This is a genomic window from Escherichia sp. E1V33, assembly GCF_004211955.1.
Taxonomy (GTDB): domain Bacteria; phylum Pseudomonadota; class Gammaproteobacteria; order Enterobacterales; family Enterobacteriaceae; genus Escherichia.
Window position 1 is genome coordinate 40,139 of sequence record NZ_RHJI01000009.1, and the last position, 23,005, is coordinate 63,143.

Below are 23,005 nucleotides of genomic sequence, written 5' to 3' on the forward strand. Positions count from 1 at the left end.
TTGATTCCTTTGCTATACGTTTTTCCAGAAGGCCGATAACCGCGACCAGGTCAGGGAGTCCGTTGAGGGCAACAATAATTGCGCCCCGGTTAAGCCTGCGCCGATCCCCACCGAGCGCATACCGCTGGCGTTAATGGCGTCAATGCCCGCCTGCGCATCTTCAATGCCGATACATGCCTGTGGCGGCACGCCTAGCCCGGCACAGGCGGCGAGAAAGATTTCCGGATCCGGTTTCGAGTTTTTAAGTTGGGAAGCATCCGCGCAGAAGGTGAAAAACTCCCGAAGCTCCAGCGCCGCTAAAATCGTCGGCGCATTCAGGGAGACAGAAGCCAGCCCTACCGGGATCTGCTGTGCGCGGAGATCTGCCAGCAAAGGCCGGATCCCCGGCAGAACGGCATTAACCGTCAGTTCGCGCAGTGAGTGGACGTAGAGCAGATTTTTGCGATACGCCAGTTGCGCCCGCTCCTGCGAGTTAAAGTCGCCCTCTTTGCCCCCGTGTTGCAGAATTCTCCGCAGGGATTCATCGCGGCTGATCCCTTTTAGCGTTTCGTTAAACTGCGCATCAATGTTGATGCCAATTTCAGCAGCAATCTGCTGCCACGCCTTGAAATGCAGATGCGCGGTATCGGTGATTACACCATCCAGGTCGAAAACTACTCCTTGCAGTTTCATTCATCCTCCTGATGTGTGGTAGCGGTCCCATTGAAGGGCAAAATAAAATCGCCCAAACAGAAAACAGATTCTTCAGCCACGGAAATAAGCTGACCGTTCAAACGCAGTGAAACGGGCGCAGAAGTTCGAATCGCAATACGCTGCGCGTCGAGCGTGATCTGTAATTCGCAGCCCTGCCAGAACATAGGGAAACTCAACCGTCGCCACTGCTCAGGTAACGCCGGATTCAGATGTAATTCACCGTTGCGCACGCTCACCCCGGCAAAACCCTGAATCGCCCCCAGCCAGATAGCGCCAGTTGCGGCAGCGTGGATACCGTCGTCACAGCTATGCGGATCAGCACCAAGATCGATTTCAGTCCCCTCGCGCCAGAATTGATAACTCTGCGCCAGCAGGCCACAACGTGCGGCGACAATACCGTGGATCGCTTTACTCAACGAAGAGTCGTGAATGGTGCGCGGTTCATAAAATTGCAGATTGGCAAGACACGATGCCGCTGAGAACTGCTCCGGCAATATATAATTGAGCATCACCACATCAGCTTGTTTGAGGATCTGCATCTCGTTCACTTCTGCGCGTGAATAATCCAGCAGAATGGTTTGCTTCCCCGCCGCCGCTTTGTATTTCGCCAGATTAATTGTCGGTTTCGCCATAAACGAATCATCCTGCGGCAAAACGCCGTCTGGCTGAGTTTCTGGCAACCGCAGTTCTTTGAGGAACATTTCGGCACGATAAATAAATGCGTCGTCGCTACAGCCGAACTGGCGGGCAATATTCAGCGCCTGTTGGACGTTGTAGCGGGCCATATAGCTGGTGTATGCGTTATTATTGACATGTTCGGTATATTCGTCTGGCCCAATAACATCATGAATTTCCAGACGATTGTTAACTCTCACCGCGCGGCTAATCCAGAATTTCGCAGTTTCCAGCAGTAGCGCCATGCCTTCGTGAGCGATGAAGCTTTCATCTCCCGTTGCCTGCCAGTATTGAATGACAGCCCAGGCGATATCTGCGACCAGATGATGTTCAGCCTGCGCCGAGGCCACTTTTTGCCGCAGTCCGGTGCGGATGTTAATGGCGGCAAATTCCGGCGTCTCTTCTTCGCCGCTGCGCGCGCTCTCCCACGGAAACAGCGCGCCCTGCCAACCATTGCGTCGCGCTTTCTCCTGCGCGCCAGGCAAGTTGTGCCAGCGATAACGCAGTAAACTTCGGGCCACCGTCGGATCGCTAAACAGATGAAACGGTAGCAAGAATACTTCTGTATCCCAGAAAACGTGGCCTTTGTAGCCTTCTCCGGTTAAGCCTTTTGCCGCAATACTGCTGCGCTCGTCGTGAGCAGGCGTCATGATGCGCAGATGATAAAGCGCATAATCTAACGCTTGCTGATCGTGCGCATCGCCGCCGTTTACCGTGATACGACGTTTCTGCCACCATTGACGCCAGTTTTCTGTTGATGCTGCAAGAAATTGGTCGTAACTCTGCTGTGCGCACATTTCAAGCTGACGAAGCGACGCGCCACCCCACTCGTCTAAAGCGGTTTGTCGGTCATCCCGCCAGTCGATCCACACCAGTTTTTGCAGCGTCAGCGTCTCGCCTGCGTGAAGCTGCGCGCTGGTATGTTGCAGTAAACGGCGCTCTTTGGCGGTATAGCATTGCTGAACGTCACCGCTCACCTTACAGCAACAGCTGATGGCCACATCATTGCGTCCATCCTGGGTGGTGTAGATCCCCTGCATGAGATGCTGACCAAACACCCGCACCTGGGTTTCGTCGAGATGCTGGCGACCGTGGTTGGTTTGCGTGGCGTCAATGCCTGTTGAAATCAGCACTGACGCGTCGGCGTCCAGTGGAGTAATAGTGATTTCCAGCGCAATGAGCGGCAGTTGGTCTGCCGAAACAAAGCGACGGCTGGCAATGGTGTAACCAGTGCCGTTGCTGGTACGCCAGACAACGCTACGGCGTAATTCTCCACTGGCAAAGTCAAGTTCACGCTGCCATGTTTCGCGGGATAACGAGAAAATCTCGCCATTGAGTGAAAGGTCCATCCCTACCACATCAGGCAGGTTCACCAGTTCGTTGATTTCACCTTTACCCGCCCGATGATAAAGCCCCGCCAGATACATGCCGCGCGTCTGGCGTGTGTAATCTTCTTCATGGCTGGCGCGAAGTCCAAGATAGCCGTTCCCCTGCGCCATCAGCGAAGCATATTTGTTCAGGGTATGCTGGCTGAAATGGGGTTCTGATAACGTTACTGGCCTGGTCATAATTCCACACGCGTCCCTGTTTCTGCGGATTGATAAAGCGCCGCCACCAGTTGCTGGATGATGTACCCCTGCTCTGCGTCGGCTATCATCACGGGTTTGCCCTGTACGTGATTGATAAAGGCTTCCATGCTGCGCAAATGGCGGTTGTCGTCTGCCATTTCCCGTTGCATCAGCGTCATTAACTCACCGTTGTTATCGGTATAGATATGTGCCGGAAACAGCGTCGCCCCTGCCTTATCGCCACAAAAGCTGACGTTCATAATCGACTGTTCGCGGATGTTGAGTGCAAATGACGTTTCCAGCCACAGAATGCCGCCGTTATGAAATTCAATGGTGCCAAACAACGAATCTTCGACACTGTAAGTTGCCGGGTCCCACTCGCCAAACTGACCGCAGCTCTTTTGCGTGCCGATTTTTTGAAAACTGTGCGCAGTCACGCTTTTCACCGCCGGAAAGCCCAGCACATACATCGCCGCATCCAGCATATGAATACCGATGTCGATAAGCGGCCCGCCCCCCTGCAGTTCTTTATTGGTAAAGACGCCCCAGCCGGGAACGCCGCAGCGACGCAGGGCGCGGGCGGTGGTAACGTAAATCTCTCCCAAAACGCCGTTGGTCACCTGTTCACGCAGTTGTTGCGTATCGAGCGCAAAACGATGGTGAAAGTCATAGGCCAGCACCTTGCCCTGTTTGCGCGCGGTATCGCACATTTCCCGCGCCTGTTCTGGCGTCATGGCGGGCGGTTTTTCGCACATCACATGGCAGCCCGCTTCCAGCGCCATCAGGGTATGTTCGTAATGAAAACGGTTAGGTGAGCAGACACTAACCACATCAGGTTTCACCGCCAGCAGCATGGTCTGCGGATCGTCCCACACGGATGCATTACCGTATTTATCTGCCAGCGCCTGCGCCTGGGAAAGGCGGCTGTCACAGACAGCCACCAGTTCCAGATCGTTGCGGGTGCAGTAGTACGAAGCATGAACTTTATCCGCCACCTGGCCCGCGCCTATTATCGCGATCCGCAGCGGAGAGCTTGTCATTGCACTTTTCACAAAGACCTCTTAGCAGGTACGCAACCAGGCCAAAGAATCACGGTACGCCTGGGCAGGATCTTCTGCCCGGATACGCCCTTCGTAAACCACATAACCCTGATAGTTATCGGCGCGCAGCTGTTCAAACAGCGCGTGGAAATCGAGGGTGCCGCTGCCCGGCTGGTAACGATGGTTATCCGCAATATGCACATGACCGAGCAGGTCGCGGTTGTCGTGCAGCGCCTGCGCGAGGTTATCTTCTTCGATATTCATGTGATAGAAATCGCCGATAATCTGCACATGTTTAAGATTGTTTTCGACGATGTAACGACGAGCATCGGCGAGGGTGTTGATCATGTGATCCTGATAGCGGTTTAACGGTTCGAGATACACCACAGTTCCGGTACGCGCGGCTACCTGTTCCAGTACGCGCAGGGAATCACTCACCATTTTACGATCTCCGTCCAGGCTGCGCGGCGAGGTCATCGGCGGTAAGCGGAAGGTAAACATGCCCCATGCTGCCGGAACGACGATACCTTTTCCCCCCACTTCGGCCAGCGCTTCGAGAATGCGCTCGATCTGCTTTAAACCATTAAGACGACGCTCTTCGATAAAGTCGCCAATCCAGCCGTCATAGCCGCCGCAGGCGGTGGTCACCGGTAAACCGGTTTCTTTGATCGCCGCTTTGACTTCTTCGATGTTGTTGACCAGCAGTTTGCCGTCAATCTCAAAACCATCGAAGCCCATCGCTTTGATATAACGAAATTTCTCCAGAATGTTTTCCGGAAAGAACGCCTGATTCTGTGTGCCTATTTTCATTTTTTCATTCCTTTGAATTAAAACGTAACGCCCATTTTGATGCTCTGTTCCGGATGCTGGTCGACATACTGCATGTAACTTTCCGGGCTATTGGCAAAGGTCACCACCGGGTCGATTAAATCTTCGCAATTCAGATAACCGTTCATCAGCAGCTCCCAACAGGTTTCTTCAATACGCTTACGGCTCCAGCGTGGATAATCCGGGTTCGGTTCGCTGCACGCGCGAGAGAAAACAATTTTTGCGTTATTGAAATGCGCTTCGCGTCCGAGGTTAAAACCTTCGGCAAACGGTTTGGCAAATGCGACATACGAAATGGTGCCGCCATAAGCCAGGCCACGCAGCGCCGATTGCAGCGCGTCGGCGTAGCCACTGGTTTCGATAATCACATCAGCACCCTGCTTGCCGGTCAGCGTTTTGATCTCTTTACCTACGTCAGTGCCAATGGGGTTAAGGCAGAAATCCGCGCCGTGGCGACGGGCAATATCACATCGATGGGCGATAGGATCGACGCCAATCACCACCGACGCGCCAGCGCGTTTAGCCAGTTGGATGGCAATTTGACCGATCGCGCCAAGCCCTACCACCACTACAAAATCCCCTACGCGTACGTTGGCATCGCGAACGCCACTCATGGCGAACTGCGCCGGGTCGTAGCAGACGGCGTTTTTCCAGGAGCTGCCTTCCGGCATTTTGCGCAACTTGTAGTTATTCACTGCGTTAATGATGACCGTCTCGGAGAGCGGGCCGTAGCCGCATACGCTGTCGCCCACCGCGTAGTCGGTAACGTCGCTGCCGCACTCGATAATGTCGCCAACCACCATGTTGCCAAGCTGGAATTTGCCAAACTCAATGCCGCGCGGCGCATCTGCCGGACGCGGGGTGAACATCTGCCACTCGCCGTTAAAGTCTTCATCGATAAACGGGCTGGCGGCGCGGAAGTCGACCACTTCCGTTCCGTGTTTCGGTGCGCCGAAACGCACGCGGATCTTCACTTCATTGGCTAAAATCGCCCGATCTTCATATTCAACCAGCGCAGCAACGCACGGTGCTGTGGCTACTAACTTTTTCATTTAAAACTCCTTGTAAAGAAACTGGCCGCTTTAGCCCTTCACGCCACCGGCGGTCAAACCACTCTTAATAAAACGTTCCGAAAGCGCATACATAATCACCACCGGTAATGCGGTCACCAGCGAGGCGGCCATCATGCGTCCCCAGATGTAATCAGGCGTACTGAACAGCGCGTTCAGGCCCACAGGTAAGGTGAAATTGCTGGCGCTGGAGAGGAAAATCGACGCAAACAGATAGTCGTTCCATGCCACCATAAAGCAGTAGACGAACACGGATATCAGCCCCGACATCGCCAATGGCACGGTGATACGGAAGATAATTTGCAGACGGTTGAGGCCATCCATCATCGCCGCTTCTTCAATTTCATCAGGGATGGTGTCGAAGTAGCTTTTCAGCATAAACACGGCGGTGGGCAGGGTTTGCGTCACCATGGTGATGATCAGCGCCATCTCAGTGTCGTAAATGCCAAGCGCGGTGATGATTTTGAACAGCGGCACCACCAGCAAAATGCCGGAGAACATATACACCGTGTAAAAGCTGGCGTTGATGGTCATTCGCCCTTTAAAGCGCAGGCGGGAAAGCGCGTAAGCCCCGAGAATGCCGAGAAATACCGCTACCACGGAGGAAACCACCGACACCACCATGCTGTTACGGAAGTAGTCGACAAACGGGAAAATCACCGGGTTAAAAATGTCGACGTAATGCTCCAGCGTCCACTGTTGCGGCAGCAGCGTAGGATGCAGCGAGATTGCCTCTTTTGCGCTCTTGAACGAGGTCATCAGCATCACAAAAAACGGAAACAGCGTGATGATGAGAAACAGCGCCAGCCCGCAGTAAAAACCGATACGACTGAGTGTGCGTTTATTTGTTGCCATTGAGGTTCACCCGTTTCCTGGTCAGCAGAATGACAGCGAAAATAATGATGAAGAGCACCACCGAGATCGCCGCCGCTTTCCCTAAGTCATTAAAGGCAAAGGCAGTTTTGTAGAGATAAACGCCGAGAATATCGACCTTGGTCGTCAGCAGATAAACGTCAGCGAACATGTAGAACATCCAGATGGTGCGCAGGGTCACCACCGTCGCCAGGACCGGCATAATCGCGGGCAGCGTGACGATGCGAAACCGCTGCCAGGCATTAGCGCCATCCATCTCTGCCGCTTCGTACAACGATTTATCAATGGTCTGCAAAATCGCCAGAAACGAGATAAAGGCATATGGGAAATAGCGCCAGATGGCGAACAGCACCACCAGCACAAAGCTACTGCCCGGATTATCGAACCACAGCGGTGCCTGCTCGTAGAGATGCAGAAGATCGACGCCGAGGTAGTTCACAATGCCGTAGCCGTTGTTGAACATGTATTTCCAGGCGAACACCAGCGAAATGGACGGCGTTACGTAGGAGAGGATCACCAGCGAACGCGCGGTTTTGCGCAGGCGGAACTCGCGGTTGAAAAACATCGCCACCGCCAGCCCGAGCACGGTGCTGCCCGCCACTACCAGCGCGGTATACCAGACCGTCATCCACAGCGAATGCCAGAAGCCGGGATCGGAGAGGATACGCACATAGTTGCTCACCCCAACAAACGTTGACTCGATGTTGGGATTGAGCGGCAGACGTAAAAAACTGATTTCGATATTCGACACCATCGGCCACGCCACCAGACCGCCCAGCAGTAATAAGCTGGGCGCGAGAAGCAGCAGCGCAAAGGGCATATCGGAACGACCTGAAAAAAGCCTGTTCATTGCGGATTCCTGTCCTGGGTTTAGTGCTGTTCGACCAACTCATCCAGCTTTTTCTGGCTCGCTTGCAGCGTGGTAGAGAGGTCGGCTTTACCCACGGTGACGTTATGCACCATTGAACTCACCACGCCAGACCCCGTCACATCGCCCATGCGGGTAAAGTTTTTATCCCCTACGGCACCAAAGACCTGAATATTCGGCAGTTCGCTGATTAACTGATTCGGCAGTTCACCCAGCGCCTTAATCACGTCGTTGTCTTTCCAGGTGGCGGTAGTCACCACCGCTTTGTTCACCGGCAGCGCCGCGCCTGGCGACATCATCACCCAGTCGGCAATGTTGTCTGCCTGCTCCATAAAGGTGACAAATTTTTCAGCCGCTTCGGTCTCTTCGGTCTTTTGCCCGGCGGTAATGGTCAGCGAGGTCAACATGCCGTAGACCGCAGAGTTTTTCTCGGTTGGCACCACGAAACCGACGTTTTTCGGGTCGCCTTCTTTAATCACAGCCGGAAGGATATAGGTGGAGTAAATCGCCATCGGCGCGGTGCCGTTCATAAAGGCGTCTTTCACTTCCATGATGTCGTTAGAACCCGGCATGGTGTTGGCAGCAAGGTCGCGGTAATAGGTCAGCGCCTGCATCATCTCTGGTGTATCAAGGGTGATTTTGCCTTCGGCGTTAAAGACGTTGGCCTGGTTGGATAACGCAAACTGGGAGAAGGATTGTTCCGTCAGCACGCTTTCTGCTGTAGGCAGCGCAATACCGTATTTTTTATTCGCCGGGTCATTCAGTTTTTGCGCGACGTCAAGCAACTGCTGCCAGTTTTTCGGCTCCTCCAGCCCGGCTTTTGCCAACACATCTTTGCGATACCAGATACCGCCTATCCATGCGCTGACGGGAACACCGGTCCAGGCGCTGCCATCTTCGGTGCGCACAATACGCAGTACGCCATCGTAGAACGCGCCTTCACCAACGTTGCTGATGACTGTGGCAACTGCTTCGCGATCGATAAGCTGTTCTTTGTCCATAACCTTGGCGTAGTCATGGCTGGTTTCGATGACTTCCGGCAGCGAGCCGCTACGTGAAAGGGTAATGACTTTTGTGTTATAAGCGTCCTCTTCCACGGGCACTTGTTTAACGGTGATACCTGGGTTTTCTTTTTCAAAACGGGCAATCAATTTACTAATAACTGCCTGACGCTCCTGCTCCACCGAAGAATGCATAAATTCGATGGATACATGAGTTTTATTTTCTTCTTTACAGCCTGAAATCAGGGCGCAGGAAACCAGTGCTGATAACAGCACGATTTTTGATTTAATCATGAGATGTTCCTTTTTTATTTAATCCACATAACCTGCCAGGGACGCAGCGTTATTTCATTACCCAATATATCAACTTCACTAATCAGATCCCGACCATGCAGCTCAGTAATATTTATATGCTGAATATTTTCACTGACATTAAACAATCCAGTCAGACAATTACCATCCGCGTTGCATCTTTGAATACGCAGTACGGATGAATTAACCGTGTCGATGGTAAAGTTATTATCCGGATGAAACTCGTTATTACTGCGACGAAGTGTAATTAAACGCGACAACTCATGATATACCGCATGCCTTAATGTATCTTCATCGTTCAGCTCTCGGGTTATCTCTTCACGGTGATATTTTTTACGGTTAATCGCACGGTTATATCCGAGTTTTTCGACACCTGCGTAATCATTACGCGAGCCCAGAATACTTTGAATATATATCGCTGGCACACCGGGGAAACTTAACAAAATCGCATGGGCAAGGATAAACCTGGCGCAACGTTCTTCATCGCTACTCTCGCGGCGGCTTAACGCATCCATATAGGTGACATTTATTTCATAGGGACTGCGCGTACCGTCGGGATTATTTTTCCAGTTTACTAATGCACCTTCCTGCTGTAATGCCTTGACCAGCGCTAATATTTCGCTTTCTGGTAACAAGCCCCGCAGTGGGTTCAGCCCGATGCCATCGTGAGAGGCGAGGAAGTTAAACCAGGTCGTTTTACCGGAGGGCAAGCTCAGACTTTGCGCCCACTGGCACAGCGCCTCGACGTTCTGTTTTTGCACCGCATGTAACACCAGCGGCGGCAGCGAGAACTGGTACACCATTTGCGCTTCGTCATCGCCTTCGCCAAAGTAAGCAATGTTATCTTTATGCGGGACATTCGTCTCAGTAATAATCACTGTGCCTGGCGCGACGTTATCAATAATCGACCGTAAAAGTTTGATAATCAGATGTGTTTTTTCCAGATGGATGCAGCTTGTTCCAGGCTCTTTCCACATAAAGCCAACGGCATCCAGGCGGACATATTCTGCGCCCTTTTCCAGGTAACAAAGCAAAACATCCACCATCGCCAGCAACACTTCAGGGCTACGGTAATTCAGGTCAATTTGGTCGTCACTAAAGGTGGTCCATAAATGACGCGTGGAATGATCGCTCATCTGGAATGGCGTTAATAACGGTAACGCACGCGGACGAGTGACGGCGCTGAGATCGGTTTGCGGATCAACGGCAATAAAAAAATCTTCAAAACCTGGCTGCTGTTGTAAATAGTTTTTAAACCATTCACTTTTTGCCGACATATGGTTGCAGACAAAATCAAACATCAGATGGCTGCATTCACCGAGTTGCTGAATATCTTGCCACTCCCCTGTTTCACTGGCGACCTGATGATAATCAATTACCGAAAATCCATCATCAGATGACCATGGATAAAAAGGTAATAAATGAACATGCGAAAAAATGCCTTGCAGCCATTGATGGTAAAACTGATTAAATGTTGGTAGTGGTTTTAAATCATTACTGTGAAATTGATCGGCATAGGTAATTAACACGACATCACTTTCGTCCCAGTGTTTTTTACGTCGCTGTGTAATTAATCGTTTCGCACTCTCAAGACGCGTTACAAGTTTCTGTAAATGAGTTGCGGTAAATGTTCCACCGTAGATTTCGTCCAGGTAATCCGTAATTTTCTGTTTCATGTTGCCTTTCCGTGGTAGCGGTCCCATGAAACGAGAGACTACTCCGCAGAAAATAAACTGTCAATTGAGCACAAGGGGTTTAGTCACGCAGGAAATCATTTTTTACCAGGGAAAAAGCGTATTTGTGAGCTGACGCAAATAATCTATGGGGTTGTAAATAAGGTGTGACAGAAAAAGAAAACGGCGCCTAAGCGCCGCTCATGGTGATTATTTTAACCTTTGACCTTCGGCATTGCGATGTCTTTCAGGCCACCGGCGTTCTCAACGTGGGTATATCCCATCTCGTTGAGGATCTCTTTTGCCTGCCCGGACTGACGTCCGGCGTTGCAATATACTTTCACGGTGTCGTTTTTATCCGGAACAGCGGTGGCTATGCGCTCTTTCACTTCCTTCAGCGGAATATTGATGGCTCCCTGAACATGCTCTTGCTGATACTGCTCTGGAACACGAACATCTATCCAGTGTTCAGCGGCAAAAACGGGCAATGAAAACACCAGTGTCAGAGCAAGTAACCCTTTTTTAAACATGTGAGCGTCCTTCTATGGATGAAAATTGCCAACCATTATACGCCTGAGATTCAACAATTTTTGCGGAACTCCCCTCACCTTTTATAACGCTGCGCCAGTTTATTGGCGGCCCGACTTAATAGTGGTTCCAGCGCCACAGCCAGCAACATTTTCAGCGGTCGGCGAGCAACAGATTTTATCGCCCAGCCCGCCACACCCGCCGGGCCATAGCGCAGTGCGGTAAGAAGTACCAGCTTGCCTGCTAATTTGAAACCAGGCTTCACCTTTTGCCCGGCCTGTTGCCAGCGAGTATTCATAACTTTCCTCACAATTGACGGAAACGGCTACGCAGCGTGAAAGTATCGGAAGTGACATAACGTTCCATCTCGCGTAAACGCGTTTCACTTGCCGCCAGTTCACGGTCGACTTCATCCAGCAATTCACTGCTGGAAGGTAGCTGCTCACCAAAGGCCATGTTGTCCGGCATTGGATCAAGCGCAAATGACAAAATGATGTAAGCAACCAGGGTAAACAGCGCCAGACCGAAGAAAATCGACAGCACCACCAGGATACGCACCAGTTTTACCGGTACATCAAAATAGTTGGCAATCCCGGCGCAGACGCCACGGACCATGCCCTGCTGTGGAATACGCCATAATTTTTTATTGAGATTAATGCCTGCCATTAGCGATCCCTCCAGTTCGGATGTTCTGCATCAAGAATGGATTCCAGCGCCTGAATACGCTCGCGCATCCGTTTTGCTTCATCAGCCAGTTGTGCTAATCGCTGCTGCTCACTTTGCGATAATTCACTGCGACCGGAACGATTGCTGTAATGCAGCCATAACCAGATCGGCAAAACAAACAGCACAAAAATGGTTAACGGAATAGCCAGAAATAGCGCGCTCATAAGTACTCCTTAAGGGATGAGCGGCGGCGCGTTCGGACGCCGCCTGAGTGTTATTATTGATTGTCTTGCTTCATTTTGGCTTTTAATTGTGCCAGTTGCTCGCTGATTGCATCATCGGCTTTCAGCTCGGCAAACTGATCGTCCAGCGATTTTTGTTTACCGAAGCTGTGGCTTTCTGCTTCCGCTTCCATCTGGTCGATACGACGTTCGAAAGATTCGAAACGAGCCATTGCTTCATCCAGTTTGCCACTGTCCAGCTGACGACGCACATCGCGCGACGAGTTTGCGGCCTGATGACGCAACATCAATGCCTGCTGGCGAGCACGAGTTTCGCTCAATTTGTTTTCCAGCTCGCCAATCTCTTTCTTCATACGCACCAGCGTATCGTCCACCAGCGTCACTTCATGTTCCAGTGACTTAATCAGATCGGTCAGTTTCTGTTTTTCAATTAACGCAGCACGCGCCAGGTCTTCTCTATCTTTCAGCAGTGCCAGTTCGGCTTTTTCCTGCCATTCAACTTCACGCGCCGACGCTTGTTCAATGCGGCGAGTAAGCTGTTTCTTTTCCGCCAGCGCACGCGCCGAAGTAGAACGCACTTCAACCAGCGTGTCTTCCATTTCCTGGATCATCAGACGCACCAGTTTCTGCGGATCTTCCGCTTTCTCTAACAGAGCGTTGATGTTGGCATTCACGATGTCGGCAAAGCGAGAAAAAATACCCATAATGTTGTCCTCTTGATTTCTTCGTTCAGGATTGTCCTGCTGAACTGTTAATACAATTTGCGTGCCAATTTTTATCTTTTTGATTTATAAAGATCTGATTGAAGATTCAACAGCAACATGCCAGGATGAATTAGCGAATTACACTAACAAGTGGCGAATTTCATCATGGCAGAATACAAAGATAATTTACTCGGTGAGGCAAACAGCTTTCTCGAAGTGCTGGAACAGGTTTCGCATCTCGCACCGCTGGACAAACCGGTGCTCATCATCGGCGAGCGCGGCACAGGTAAAGAACTGATCGCCAGCCGTCTGCATTATCTCTCCTCCCGTTGGCAAGGGCCGTTTATTTCCCTTAACTGCGCGGCGTTAAATGAAAATCTGCTGGATTCAGAACTGTTTGGTCACGAAGCTGGCGCGTTTACCGGTGCGCAAAAACGTCATCCAGGGAGATTTGAACGTGCCGACGGCGGTACGCTATTTCTTGATGAACTCGCTACGGCACCGATGATGGTGCAGGAAAAATTATTGCGCGTGATTGAGTACGGTGAACTGGAGCGCGTAGGCGGTAGTCAGCCATTGCAGGTGAATGTGCGGCTGGTATGCGCGACGAATGCCGATCTCCCTGCGATGGTCAATGAAGGTACTTTTCGCGCTGACCTGCTCGACCGACTAGCGTTCGATGTTGTGCAACTGCCGCCACTGCGCGAGCGTGAAAGCGACATTATGTTGATGGCAGAACACTTTGCCATCCAGATGTGTCGGGAAATCAAGCTGCCTCTGTTCCCGGGTTTTACCGAGCACGCCAGAGAAACATTGCTGAATTATCGCTGGCCGGGAAATATTCGTGAATTGAAAAACGTGGTGGAACGTTCAGTGTATCGCCACGGCACCAGCGATTATCCGCTTGATGACATCATTATTGATCCCTTTAAACGGCGTCCACCTGAAGAAGCCATCGCCGTTTCAGAAACCACCTCGCTTCCGACGCTGCCGCTGGATTTACGTGAGTTTCAGATGCAGCAGGAAAAAGAGTTGCTGCAACTCAGTTTGCAACAGGGGAAATATAACCAGAAGCGCGCGGCTGAATTGCTGGGGTTAACCTATCATCAGTTCCGCGCGTTGTTGAAAAAGCACCAGATTTAGCATTTGGGCAATGCAACTTGCCGGATGCAGCGTGAACGCCTTATCCGTCCTACATAATCATTACGTCGTTTGTAGGCTTGATAAGCGCAGCGCATCAGGCATTATTGCGTTGACCCCGCTTCTGCGTATTAATCTCTCAGCGCATCCTGCAAAATATTCATTGCCGCATCGAACTGCGCATCCGGAATGGTCAGCGGATACAGGAAACGAATCACGTTGCCGTACGCGCCGCAGGTCAGCAGTAACAATCCCTGCGCCAGCGCGCGTTGCTGGATTTTCTGTGCAATCGCCGCTGACGGTTCCCCCGTTTGCGGATCGTTAAACTCTGCGGCAATCATCGACCCCAGACCACGTACCGCCGCGATGGCCGGAACGTTTTCTTTAGCCTCAATCAACGTGTTTGTCAGGCGCTGACCCAGTTGATTCGCGCGTTCGCAAAGGGATTCTTTATCGATAATGTTGAGCACCGCGTGCGCGGCGGCTACCGCCAACGGGTTACCGGCGTAGGTGCCGCCAAGCCCGCCCGGCGCGGGCGCGTCCATAATATTCGCGTTACCGACCACGCCCGAAAGCGGCATCCCGCCCGCGAGGCTTTTCGCCATCGTCATTAAATCCGGCTTATCGGCGTAGTGATCCATGGCAAACAGCTTACCGGTACGCGCAAAGCCGCTTTGCACTTCATCGGCAATCATCACAATGCCGTGCTCGTCGCACAGGCGGCGAATGGCGGCAACCAGCTCTTTTGGCGCCACGTTGAAACCGCCCTCGCCCTGCACCGGTTCGAAAATAATCGCCGCGACCTGTTTCGCTTCGATGTCTGATTTAAACAAGCGTTCGATGGCGTCGAGGGAGTCCTGGGTTGAAACGCCATGTAAATCTGACGGATACGGCACGTGATACACCGAACCGGGGAACGGGCCGAAGCCGATTTTGTACGGCGCGACCTTTCCGGTCAGCGCCATAGTCATATACGTACGACCGTGGAAGCCGCCGCTAAACGCAATCACGCCTGGCCGTCCGGTATGGGCGCGAGCAATTTTCACCGCGTTCTCAACCGCTTCCGCGCCGGTAGTGAAGAACGCGGTTTTAGCCTGCCCGCTTACCGGGGCCAGGGCGTTGATTTTCTCCGCCAGCGTGACGTAGCTTTCGTACGGCACAATCTGATATGCCGTATGGGTAAACTGTTGCAGCTGCTGCTCCACCGCCGCGACCAGCTCAGGGTGGCGATGCCCGGTATTCAGCACCGCAATGCCTGCGGCGAAATCGATGTACTCGTTGCCCTCAACATCCTTCAGCGTGGCATTTTCAGCCGACTGGGCGAAGAAGTTACACATCACGCCAACCCCGCGCGGGGTGGCAGAAAGACGACGCTGATGGAATTCATTGTTGCTCATGTTTCACACCTTTTGACTCTTCACTGTTAATCGGAAATTAAACGCCCAGACGATCGCGCAGGCTGTAATAAGCTGCGCCCATCGCGGTAAACGGAACGCGCAGGGTGCGCCCGCCGGGGAACGGGTAATGCGGCAGATTGGCGAAGGCGTCGAAACGTTCGGCGTCGCCGCGCAGCAGTTCGGCAATCAAACGTCCGGCGAGATGAGTACAGGTGACGCCGTGGCCGCTGTAGCCCTGCATGTAATAGATGTTGGTATCGAGGCGACCGAACTGCGGCATGCGCGACAGGGTCAGCAGGAAATTGCCCGTCCAGCGGTAATCAATTTTCACGCCCTTCAACTGCGGGAAGGTTTTCAGCAGTTTCGGCACCACAAGACGCTCAACGTCGTCCGGGTCGCGTGCGCCATACACTACGCCGCCGCCGTACAGCAAGCGGTTATCGGCGGTAAGACGGTAGTAATCAAGCAGATAGTTACAGTCTTCCACACAGTAGTTTTTCGGGATCAGCGAACGGGCCAGATCATCGGAAAGCCGCTCGGTGGTGATCACCTGCGTGCCGCACGGCATGCTACGTTTCGCCAGCTCCGGCTCCACTTTATCGCCCAGGTAGGCATTCCCAGCGACAATCACATACTTCGCCGTCACCTGGCCTTTGGCTGTACGCACCACCGCTGGCGTGGTGTGCTGGATCTGTGTCACCGCAGAAAGCTCATACACGCGCCCGCCGTTCAGGCGGATGGCATCGGCTTCGCCAATGGCGAGGTTCAACGGGTGAATATGCCCGCCGCTGTGATCCAACAGCGCGCCGGTGTAGCGATCGCTGGCGACCTCGCGGCGAATGGCGTTGGCATCCAGCAGTTCCAGCTGTTTATTGCCGTAGCGTTCCCAGTTCTCTTTCTGCTCTTCGAGTGTGGCGAGCTGTTTATCATTCATCGCCACAAACAGACCGCCGGGGCGGTAGTCACAGTCAATCTGATAACGTTTGATACGTTCACGGATGATCTCCCCGCCCTCAAACATCATGCTGCCGAGCATACGGGCGGTGTCCATGCCGTAGCTTTTTTCGATAACGTCGATGTCGCGGCTGTAGGAGTTCACAAGCTGCCCGCCGTTGCGCCCGCTGGCGCCAAATCCGATGCGTGAGGCTTCGAGAACCACTACGTCAAAGCCCGCTTCCGCCAGATGCAGCGCGGAAGAGAGCCCGGTATAGCCGCCGCCGACCACGCAAACGTCGCAGGAAATCGACTCATTCAGCGTTTCGAAAGGCGCATATTTATTCGCACTGGCGGCGTAGTAACTGCTGGTATGTTCGGTCATTTCAGGCCTCCAGGCTTATCCAGATGGTTTTCAGTTCGGTGAATTTTTCAAGGGCATGCAGAGATTTGTCGCGACCGTTGCCGCTCTGCTTATAGCCGCCAAACGGCACGGTCATATCGCCGTCGTTGTAGTTATTGACGAAGACGGAACCGGCCTTCAGGCGGCGGCTCATACGGTGCGCGCGGGAGAGATCGCGCGTCCATACCGCCGCGCCGAGGCCATACTGGCTGTCGTTGGCAAGCTGTAGCGCCTGGTCTTCTGATTTGAAACGCGTGACCACCAGCACCGGGCCGAAAATCTCTTCGCGACTTAAGGACGCATTCGGGTCTACATCCACAAAGATGGTCGGGCCGATGGCCGCCGCCAGCTCGGCGTTACGACCATCCAGCAGCAATTGCCCTTTGCCTTCGCCTTCACGAATAAAGCTATGCACCGAATCAGCGTGGGCGCAGTCGATTAAGGTGCCCATGGTGGTTGCGGGTTCAAGCGGATGGCCCGGCTGCCAGTTTTGCGCCTGCTGTTTTAACAGGGCTAAGAATTCATCGGCGATGCTCTCTTCCAGCAACAGGCGCGTTCCGGCAATACACACCTGCCCCTGGTTGTAGAAAATGCCCGCAGCGGTCGCACTCGCCGCTTTTTGCAGATCCGGGCAGTCAGCGAAAACGATGTTGGCGCTTTTGCCGCCTGCTTCCAGCCAGACGCGTTTCATGTTGCTGTCGCCTGCATCTTTCAGCAGCTGTTTCCCGGTGCGGGTTGAACCGGTAAAGGCGATGGCGTCGATATCGTTATGGCGCGACAGCGCCTGCCCCGCTTCATGACCAAACCCAGTCACCACATTCAGCACGCCATCCGGCAGACCCGCTTCTTTCGCCAGCCCGGCGAGTCGAATCGCACTGAGCGGTGATTTTTCAGACGGTTTCAGGACAACGCTGTTACCTGCCGCCAGCGCCGGGCCGAGCTTCCAGCAGGTCAGCAGCAGCGGGAAGTTCCACGGTACAATGGCGGCAATTACGCCGACCGGTTCACGCACGATCATCGCCAGCTCATGGCTACTGGTGTTCGCCACTTCGCCATACACTTTGTCGATCGCTTCGGCGTACCAGCGAATGGCGCGCGCCGCGCCGGGAATATCATCACGCAGACTGTGACGAATCGGTTTGCCGGTGTCGAGGGTTTCCAGCAACGCCAGTTCTTCGGCGTGGGCTTCCATTAAATCAGCGAGTTTATTCAGCACCGCTTTACGTTTAGCCGGAGAAGAGAGTGACCAGTCGCCGCGTTCAAATACTCCGCGTGCTGCGCTCACCGCACGGTCGATATCGACGCTCTTGCCGCGCGCAATTTTCGCCAGCGGTGCCTGGGTGACCGGATCAACGGTTTCAAAGGTTTCATTTTCCGCTGCAGCAGTATATTCACCGTTAATAAATAAGCGGGTTTCAATGGCGAGACTTAACGCTTTATCCTGCCAGTAAGCCAGATGATGAAAATTCATTATGACTCCTGTTTCACGTCTATCAGATATATGCAGTTTGTGAACGTCAGGGCGCAGAGATCCCCAGGCCATAAGCCCGTTTATTTCCGGCGACATTCTTTATGGATTGCCGGGCGCATTGCGCTTACCCGGCTTACAGAACAAAAAGATTAAAACGTGGTGGGCGTATGGGCGCTGATAATTCGGCAAATACCTGCCGACGTATTACTGAAACTGTGCGGGATGCCGGTATTAATGGCATAACTTTGCCCAGCGACGAGATGATAATCCTGACCATTAATCGTCAGAACAATTTCACCTTCCAGTACAGTGCCTATTTCCTCACCCTGATGCTTAATTCTTTCCCCAGTGGTTGTGCCCGGCTGGTACGTTTCAAAGATCATCGCCAGCGTGCGATTCGGGTTACCGTTATGCACCAGCTTCATCGACACACCCTGACTGCCCATTTCGATTAAGTCGTCCTGATTAATGACGACCTGCGGTTCATCAGGTTTTTCCGGCTCGGAAAAGAATTCCGAGAGTGACAGTCCATACACCTTCAGCAGCTTTTGCAGCGTACTGATGGCAGGGCTGACTTTATCTTGTTCTATCGTACTGATAGCACTGTGAGTCAGCCCGGAGAGTTCGGCGGCACGACGTTGTGAAAGCCCCTGCTGCTGGCGGATTTCCGACAAGCGTTTTCCTGGCGCCAGTCCCTCATCACTCATATTTGCATTTCCTTAAACTGTAGTGGTCAGAGTCGCTGTTTTTCAGCGATATGGTGCTGACAAGCGGTGATAAAGCCCTCGAACAATATACGCGAAAGCGCGTACTCGCTACTGTTCCATTCCGGGTGCCACTGTACGCCCAGCGCAAAAGGATGATTGATGACGCTAACCGCCTCAACTAAGCCATCCGGCGAGCGAGCTTCAACACGCAACCGTGGGCTAACGACCTTCGCCCCTTGTCCATGCAGAGAGTTTACCCAAAAGTTGCTACATTCAGGTAACAACGCAGACAGCAATCCCCCCTCTTCAACCTGAACTTCATGCGACGGTGCATATTGCTGTTCCACCGGCAGTTCGGGATCTTCCCGATGTTCCAGCAATTCAGGCTGTTCGCACAGCTTGCGATGCAGCGAACCTCCGGTTGCTACCACCAGTTCCTGTAAACCCCGGCAGATGGCGAAAATGGGGATGCGCCTTTCGAGTGCGGCATTAATTAACGCCATGCTCAGAAGATCACGCCCGGGATCGGCGTCAGGCTCATCGCCGTTTTCACCATATAGGTGCGGCTGCACATTGCTGGGACTACCAGGAAGATAAATGCCATCGAGTTTCGGCAAAAGTTGTTCAAGTAACGACGATTCCGCCAGCGCATGTGGCAGCGCAATTGGCAAACCGCCTGCGTGGATGATGGCATTCAGGTACTTTTCTTGCAGAGTCTGGGTCGCATGACCCTTAAGCCTGTTCCTGCACATTACGACACCGATAACCGGATTGTTCATTATATTTTCCATGCTCAATCTCACAAAGTGGACTAAATTATCGCCATTACTGCGGTTTAAATGACCTTTCTGTTCAATATTTTTTCAATCTAGCAGTGAGTTTTCTTTTTTGCAAACTCAATTTAACATTTGACAAACATTTAGTTTGCATACAGATTCGAAGAGTGGTCATTATATTTTACGCTTTGATAACGAGCGGAAAACAAAACCAAAGGCGAAGAATCATGGAAACCAATATCGTTGAAGTAGAGAACTTTGTTCAGCAGTCAGAAGAGAGGCGGGGTAGCGCCTTTACGCAGGAAGTGAAACGCTACCTGGAGCGCTACCCGAATACGCAATATGTTGATGTTTTACTTACCGATTTGAATGGTTGCTTCCGTGGAAAACGTATTCCTGTTTCAAGCCTGAAGAAGCTCGAGAAAGGGTGTTATTTCCCGGCCTCGGTGTTTGCAATGGATATTCTGGGCAACGTAGTAGAAGAAGCGGGTCTGGGTCAGGAAATGGGCGAGCCGGATCGTACCTGTGTTCCTGTTCTCGGTTCCTTAACCCCTTCTGCCGCCGATCCAGAGTTTATCGGTCAGATGCTCCTGACCATGGTCGATGAAGATGGCGCTCCCTTTGACGTTGAGCCGCGGAACGTTCTTAACCGCCTGTGGCAGCAGCTGCGCCAGCGCGGATTGTTCCCGGTCGTAGCGGTAGAGCTGGAGTTCTATTTACTGGATCGCCAGCGCGACGCTGAAGGGTATCTGCAACCGCCCTGCGCGCCCGGCACCGATGACCGCAATACACAAAGTCAGGTTTACTCCGTTGATAATCTCAATCACTTCGCCGACGTGCTCAATGATATTGATGAACTGGCGCAGTTACAGCTGATTCCGGCAGATGGCGCGGTCGCTGAGGCCTCGCCGGGTCAGTTTGAAATCAACCTTTACCATACCGATAACGTGCTGGAAGCCTGCGATGATGCATTAGCCCTTAAACGCCTGGTGCGTCTGATGGCAGAAAAGCATAAGATGCACGCCACTTTTATGGCGAAGCCGTATGAAGAGCACGCGGGCAGTGGGATGCACATCCATATCAGCATGCAAAATAACCGTGGCGAGAACGTGCTTTCTGACGCGGAAGGTGAAGATTCGCCGCTGCTGAAAAAGATGCTCGCCGGGATGATTGACCTGATGCCGTCATCGATGGCGCTGCTGGCGCCGAACGTGAACTCGTATCGCCGCTTCCAGCCGGGGATGTATGTGCCGACGCAGGCGTCGTGGGGCCATAATAACCGTACCGTCGCCCTGCGTATTCCATGCGGCGACCGTCATAATCACCGCGTGGAATATCGCGTGGCGGGAGCGGATGCCAACCCGTATCTGGTGATGGCGGCGATTTTTGCTGGTATTTTGCATGGCCTTGATAACGAGCTGCCGTTGCAGGAAGAAGTCGAAGGCAACGGGCTGGAACAGGAAGGCTTACCCTTCCCTATTCGCCAGAGCGATGCCCTGTGGGAGTTTATCGAGAACGATCATCTGCGACGCTATTTGGGCGATCGTTTCTGCCATGTGTATCACGCCTGTAAAAATGATGAACTGTTGCAGTTTGAGCGACTCATCACAGAAACAGAAATTGAGTGGATGTTGAAAAACGCATAGTGGCCCCTTGCGGGGTTGTTTCATCGGCCTGAGCGGAGCCTGGCCTGACATTTGCTGGTAATCCAGACATTTCCCGGATGTCGCGTTATGGAGCGCAGGCGGCAACGGGCTTCCGTTAACGATTAAGACTGTGACGAGGAAATGAGATGATGCCGATGATTAAATCCCCGCATGGCGAGGGAGGCTGCGTGTGCGCCCTCCCTGCGACTGACTGGACTCCGCCCCCTTTGCTTCCCTTGCTAAACAGGTTTGATTTCAGGTCGACACGACCGCAAACCTTATTACGCAGGGGAGGCAGCAATTATGGCTATTAATTCACCGCTGAATATCGCCGCACAACCCGGCAAAACGAAACTGCGTAAATCGCTGAAGCTGTGGCAGGTGGTGATGATGGGGCTTGCCTATCTCACGCCAATGACCGTGTTCGATACCTTTGGCATTGTGTCCGGGATCAGCGACGGCCACGTTCCGGCGTCCTATCTGCTGGCACTGGCGGGTGTGCTGTTTACCGCGATCAGCTACGGTAAGCTGGTTCGTCAGTTCCCGGAGGCAGGCTCGGCCTATACCTACGCGCAAAAGTCGATTAGCCCGCACGTCGGTTTTATGGTTGGCTGGTCATCGCTGCTGGATTATCTCTTTTTGCCGATGATCAACGTACTGTTGGCGAAAATCTATCTCTCCGCCCTCTTCCCGGAAGTGCCGCCGTGGGTGTGGGTGGTGACCTTCGTCGCCATTTTAACCGCCGCGAATCTGAAGAGCGTTAACCTGGTCGCCAACTTCAATACCCTGTTTGTGCTGGTGCAAATCTCCATCATGGTGGTGTTTATCTTCCTGGTGGTTCAGGGACTGCATAAAGGTGAAGGCGTCGGCACCGTCTGGTCGCTACAGCCATTTATCAGCGAGAACGCGCATCTGATCCCGATTATTACCGGGGCGACGATCGTTTGCTTCTCGTTCCTCGGTTTCGATGCGGTGACCACGCTTTCGGAAGAGACGCCGGACGCCGCACGCGTGATCCCGAAAGCCATCTTCCTGACGGCGGTCTACGGTGGCGTTATCTTTATCGCGGCGTCGTTCTTTATGCAGCTGTTCTTTCCCGATATCAGCCGTTTTAAAGATCCGGATGCCGCACTGCCTGAAATTGCGCTGTACGTCGGCGGCAAGCTGTTCCAGTCGATTTTCCTCTGCACCACATTTGTGAACACATTGGCGTCTGGCCTGGCTTCACATGCCAGCGTGTCGCGCCTGCTGTATGTAATGGGGCGTGACAATGTGTTCCCAGAACGTGTGTTTGGCTATGTACACCCGAAATGGCGTACCCCGGCTCTGAACGTCATTATGGTCGGTATTGTCGCGATGTCGGCATTGTTCTTTGATTTAGTCACCGCGACAGCATTGATTAACTTCGGTGCTCTGGTGGCATTTACCTTCGTGAATCTGTCGGTGTTTAATCATTTCTGGCGGCGTAAAGGAATGAATAAAAGCTGGAAGGAACACTTCCACTATTTATTAATGCCGCTGGTTGGCGCGCTGACGGTGGGCGTACTGTGGATTAACCTCGAAGCCACCTCGCTGACGCTGGGTCTGGTGTGGGCCTCGCTGGGTGGAGCGTATCTGTGGTATCTGGTACGTCGTTATCGCAAAGTACCGCTGTACGAGGGTGACAGAACACCGGTGAGCGAGACGTAATTGTTGGATGCGGGCGCATTATCCGACCTGAGGGTAATGCGCCGCTCTATTAGCTATAAAAAGATGTATGACCCGGATCACGAGTGCTATTATCAGCCCCTA

The 23,005-nt window shown here is 52.8% G+C and carries 23 protein-coding genes; 4 read left to right on the plus strand and 19 right to left on the minus strand.

Annotated elements, in window-relative coordinates; all coding sequences use genetic code 11:
* Positions 1 to 12 precede the first annotated feature (12 nt).
* The 14 genes from pgmB to pspA form a co-directional block, all read right to left on the minus strand.
* Positions 13 to 672 carry a beta-phosphoglucomutase gene (gene pgmB, locus D9742_RS07150; protein ID WP_130236440.1) on the minus strand — a complete coding sequence of 220 codons (660 nt, stop codon included), beginning with the start codon at positions 670 to 672 and terminating at the stop codon, positions 13 to 15.
* Complete coding sequence (gene ycjT / locus D9742_RS07155) at positions 669 to 2,936, minus strand: kojibiose phosphorylase (protein WP_130236441.1); 2,268 nt, start codon at positions 2,934 to 2,936, stop codon at positions 669 to 671. Before ycjT ends, pgmB begins: the two co-directional genes overlap by 4 nt.
* Positions 2,933 to 3,988: a Gfo/Idh/MocA family oxidoreductase gene (locus D9742_RS07160; protein WP_130236442.1), complete on the minus strand. Its 1,056-nt coding sequence runs from the start codon at positions 3,986 to 3,988 to the stop codon at positions 2,933 to 2,935. Before D9742_RS07160 ends, ycjT begins: the two co-directional genes overlap by 4 nt.
* Positions 3,989 to 3,997: 9 nt before the next feature.
* A complete protein-coding gene (locus D9742_RS07165) occupies positions 3,998 to 4,786 on the minus strand; it encodes a sugar phosphate isomerase/epimerase (RefSeq protein ID WP_000690223.1) in 789 nt (262 codons plus the stop codon).
* A 17-nt stretch (positions 4,787 to 4,803) separates the two neighbouring features.
* Positions 4,804 to 5,856: a zinc-binding alcohol dehydrogenase gene (locus D9742_RS07170; protein ID WP_130236443.1), complete on the minus strand. Its 1,053-nt coding sequence runs from the start codon at positions 5,854 to 5,856 to the stop codon at positions 4,804 to 4,806.
* 30 nt (positions 5,857 to 5,886) lie between these two features.
* Entirely contained in the window at positions 5,887 to 6,729 is an 843-nt protein-coding gene (locus D9742_RS07175) for a carbohydrate ABC transporter permease (protein WP_000224675.1), read from the minus strand.
* Positions 6,716 to 7,597, minus strand: coding sequence for a sugar ABC transporter permease (locus D9742_RS07180; protein ID WP_001080790.1), 882 nt, complete (start codon positions 7,595 to 7,597; stop codon positions 6,716 to 6,718). The genes D9742_RS07175 and D9742_RS07180 overlap by 14 nt, the downstream gene beginning before the upstream one ends.
* 20 nt (positions 7,598 to 7,617) lie before the next feature.
* A complete protein-coding gene (locus D9742_RS07185; protein WP_130236444.1) occupies positions 7,618 to 8,910 on the minus strand; it encodes an ABC transporter substrate-binding protein in 1,293 nt (430 codons plus the stop codon).
* Between the two features lie 14 nt (positions 8,911 to 8,924).
* A complete protein-coding gene (gene ycjM / locus D9742_RS07190) occupies positions 8,925 to 10,604 on the minus strand; it encodes a glucosylglycerate phosphorylase (RefSeq protein WP_130236445.1) in 1,680 nt (559 codons plus the stop codon).
* Between the two features lie 212 nt (positions 10,605 to 10,816).
* Positions 10,817 to 11,131 (minus strand): thiosulfate sulfurtransferase PspE, encoded by a 315-nt coding sequence (gene pspE / locus D9742_RS07195; protein WP_081520933.1) that lies wholly within the window; start codon positions 11,129 to 11,131, stop codon positions 10,817 to 10,819.
* Between the two features lie 74 nt (positions 11,132 to 11,205).
* The gene (pspD, locus tag D9742_RS07200) at positions 11,206 to 11,427 is read right to left on the minus strand and encodes a phage shock protein PspD (RefSeq protein WP_001295585.1); all 222 of its coding nucleotides are present in this window, start codon (positions 11,425 to 11,427) and stop codon (positions 11,206 to 11,208) included.
* Between the two features lie 8 nt (positions 11,428 to 11,435).
* A complete protein-coding gene (gene pspC, locus D9742_RS07205) occupies positions 11,436 to 11,795 on the minus strand; it encodes an envelope stress response membrane protein PspC (RefSeq protein WP_000907387.1) in 360 nt (119 codons plus the stop codon).
* Entirely contained in the window at positions 11,795 to 12,019 is a 225-nt protein-coding gene (gene pspB, locus D9742_RS07210; protein ID WP_001274963.1) for an envelope stress response membrane protein PspB, read from the minus strand. The genes pspC and pspB overlap by 1 nt, the downstream gene beginning before the upstream one ends.
* Positions 12,020 to 12,072: 53 nt before the next feature.
* The gene (gene pspA / locus D9742_RS07215) at positions 12,073 to 12,741 is read right to left on the minus strand and encodes a phage shock protein PspA (RefSeq protein WP_000511019.1); all 669 of its coding nucleotides are present in this window, start codon (positions 12,739 to 12,741) and stop codon (positions 12,073 to 12,075) included.
* A gap of 165 nt (positions 12,742 to 12,906) precedes the next feature.
* Here pspA and pspF point away from each other — a divergent pair, with 165 nt between their 5' ends.
* A complete protein-coding gene (gene pspF / locus D9742_RS07220; RefSeq protein WP_023154543.1) occupies positions 12,907 to 13,884 on the plus strand; it encodes a phage shock protein operon transcriptional activator in 978 nt (325 codons plus the stop codon).
* Positions 13,885 to 14,012: 128 nt separating this feature from the next.
* On the opposite strand, the gene puuE is transcribed toward pspF, so the two are convergent.
* From puuE to puuD, 5 genes are all read right to left on the minus strand, one after another.
* Positions 14,013 to 15,278, minus strand: coding sequence for a 4-aminobutyrate transaminase (puuE, locus tag D9742_RS07225; RefSeq protein WP_130236446.1), 1,266 nt, complete (start codon positions 15,276 to 15,278; stop codon positions 14,013 to 14,015).
* A gap of 37 nt (positions 15,279 to 15,315) precedes the next feature.
* A complete protein-coding gene (puuB, locus tag D9742_RS07230) occupies positions 15,316 to 16,596 on the minus strand; it encodes a gamma-glutamylputrescine oxidase (RefSeq protein ID WP_130236447.1) in 1,281 nt (426 codons plus the stop codon).
* A gap of 1 nt (position 16,597) precedes the next feature.
* Positions 16,598 to 18,085 (minus strand): aldehyde dehydrogenase PuuC, encoded by a 1,488-nt coding sequence (gene puuC / locus D9742_RS07235; RefSeq protein WP_130236448.1) that lies wholly within the window; start codon positions 18,083 to 18,085, stop codon positions 16,598 to 16,600.
* 149 nt (positions 18,086 to 18,234) lie between these two features.
* Positions 18,235 to 18,792, minus strand: coding sequence for an HTH-type transcriptional regulator PuuR (gene puuR / locus D9742_RS07240; RefSeq protein WP_001278727.1), 558 nt, complete (start codon positions 18,790 to 18,792; stop codon positions 18,235 to 18,237).
* Positions 18,793 to 18,818: 26 nt separating this feature from the next.
* Positions 18,819 to 19,583: a gamma-glutamyl-gamma-aminobutyrate hydrolase gene (gene puuD / locus D9742_RS07245; protein WP_086983317.1), complete on the minus strand. Its 765-nt coding sequence runs from the start codon at positions 19,581 to 19,583 to the stop codon at positions 18,819 to 18,821.
* A gap of 212 nt (positions 19,584 to 19,795) precedes the next feature.
* Between puuD and puuA the strand changes: the two genes are divergently transcribed.
* From puuA to puuP, 3 genes are all read left to right on the plus strand, one after another.
* Positions 19,796 to 21,214: a glutamate-putrescine ligase gene (gene puuA / locus D9742_RS07250; protein ID WP_129949223.1), complete on the plus strand. Its 1,419-nt coding sequence runs from the start codon at positions 19,796 to 19,798 to the stop codon at positions 21,212 to 21,214.
* A 149-nt stretch (positions 21,215 to 21,363) separates the two neighbouring features.
* The gene (locus tag D9742_RS07255; RefSeq protein ID WP_122992123.1) at positions 21,364 to 21,528 is read left to right on the plus strand and encodes a hypothetical protein; all 165 of its coding nucleotides are present in this window, start codon (positions 21,364 to 21,366) and stop codon (positions 21,526 to 21,528) included.
* Positions 21,518 to 22,903: a putrescine/proton symporter PuuP gene (gene puuP / locus D9742_RS07260; RefSeq protein ID WP_130236449.1), complete on the plus strand. Its 1,386-nt coding sequence runs from the start codon at positions 21,518 to 21,520 to the stop codon at positions 22,901 to 22,903. Before D9742_RS07255 ends, puuP begins: the two co-directional genes overlap by 11 nt.
* The last annotated feature ends 102 nt before the right edge of the window (positions 22,904 to 23,005 follow it).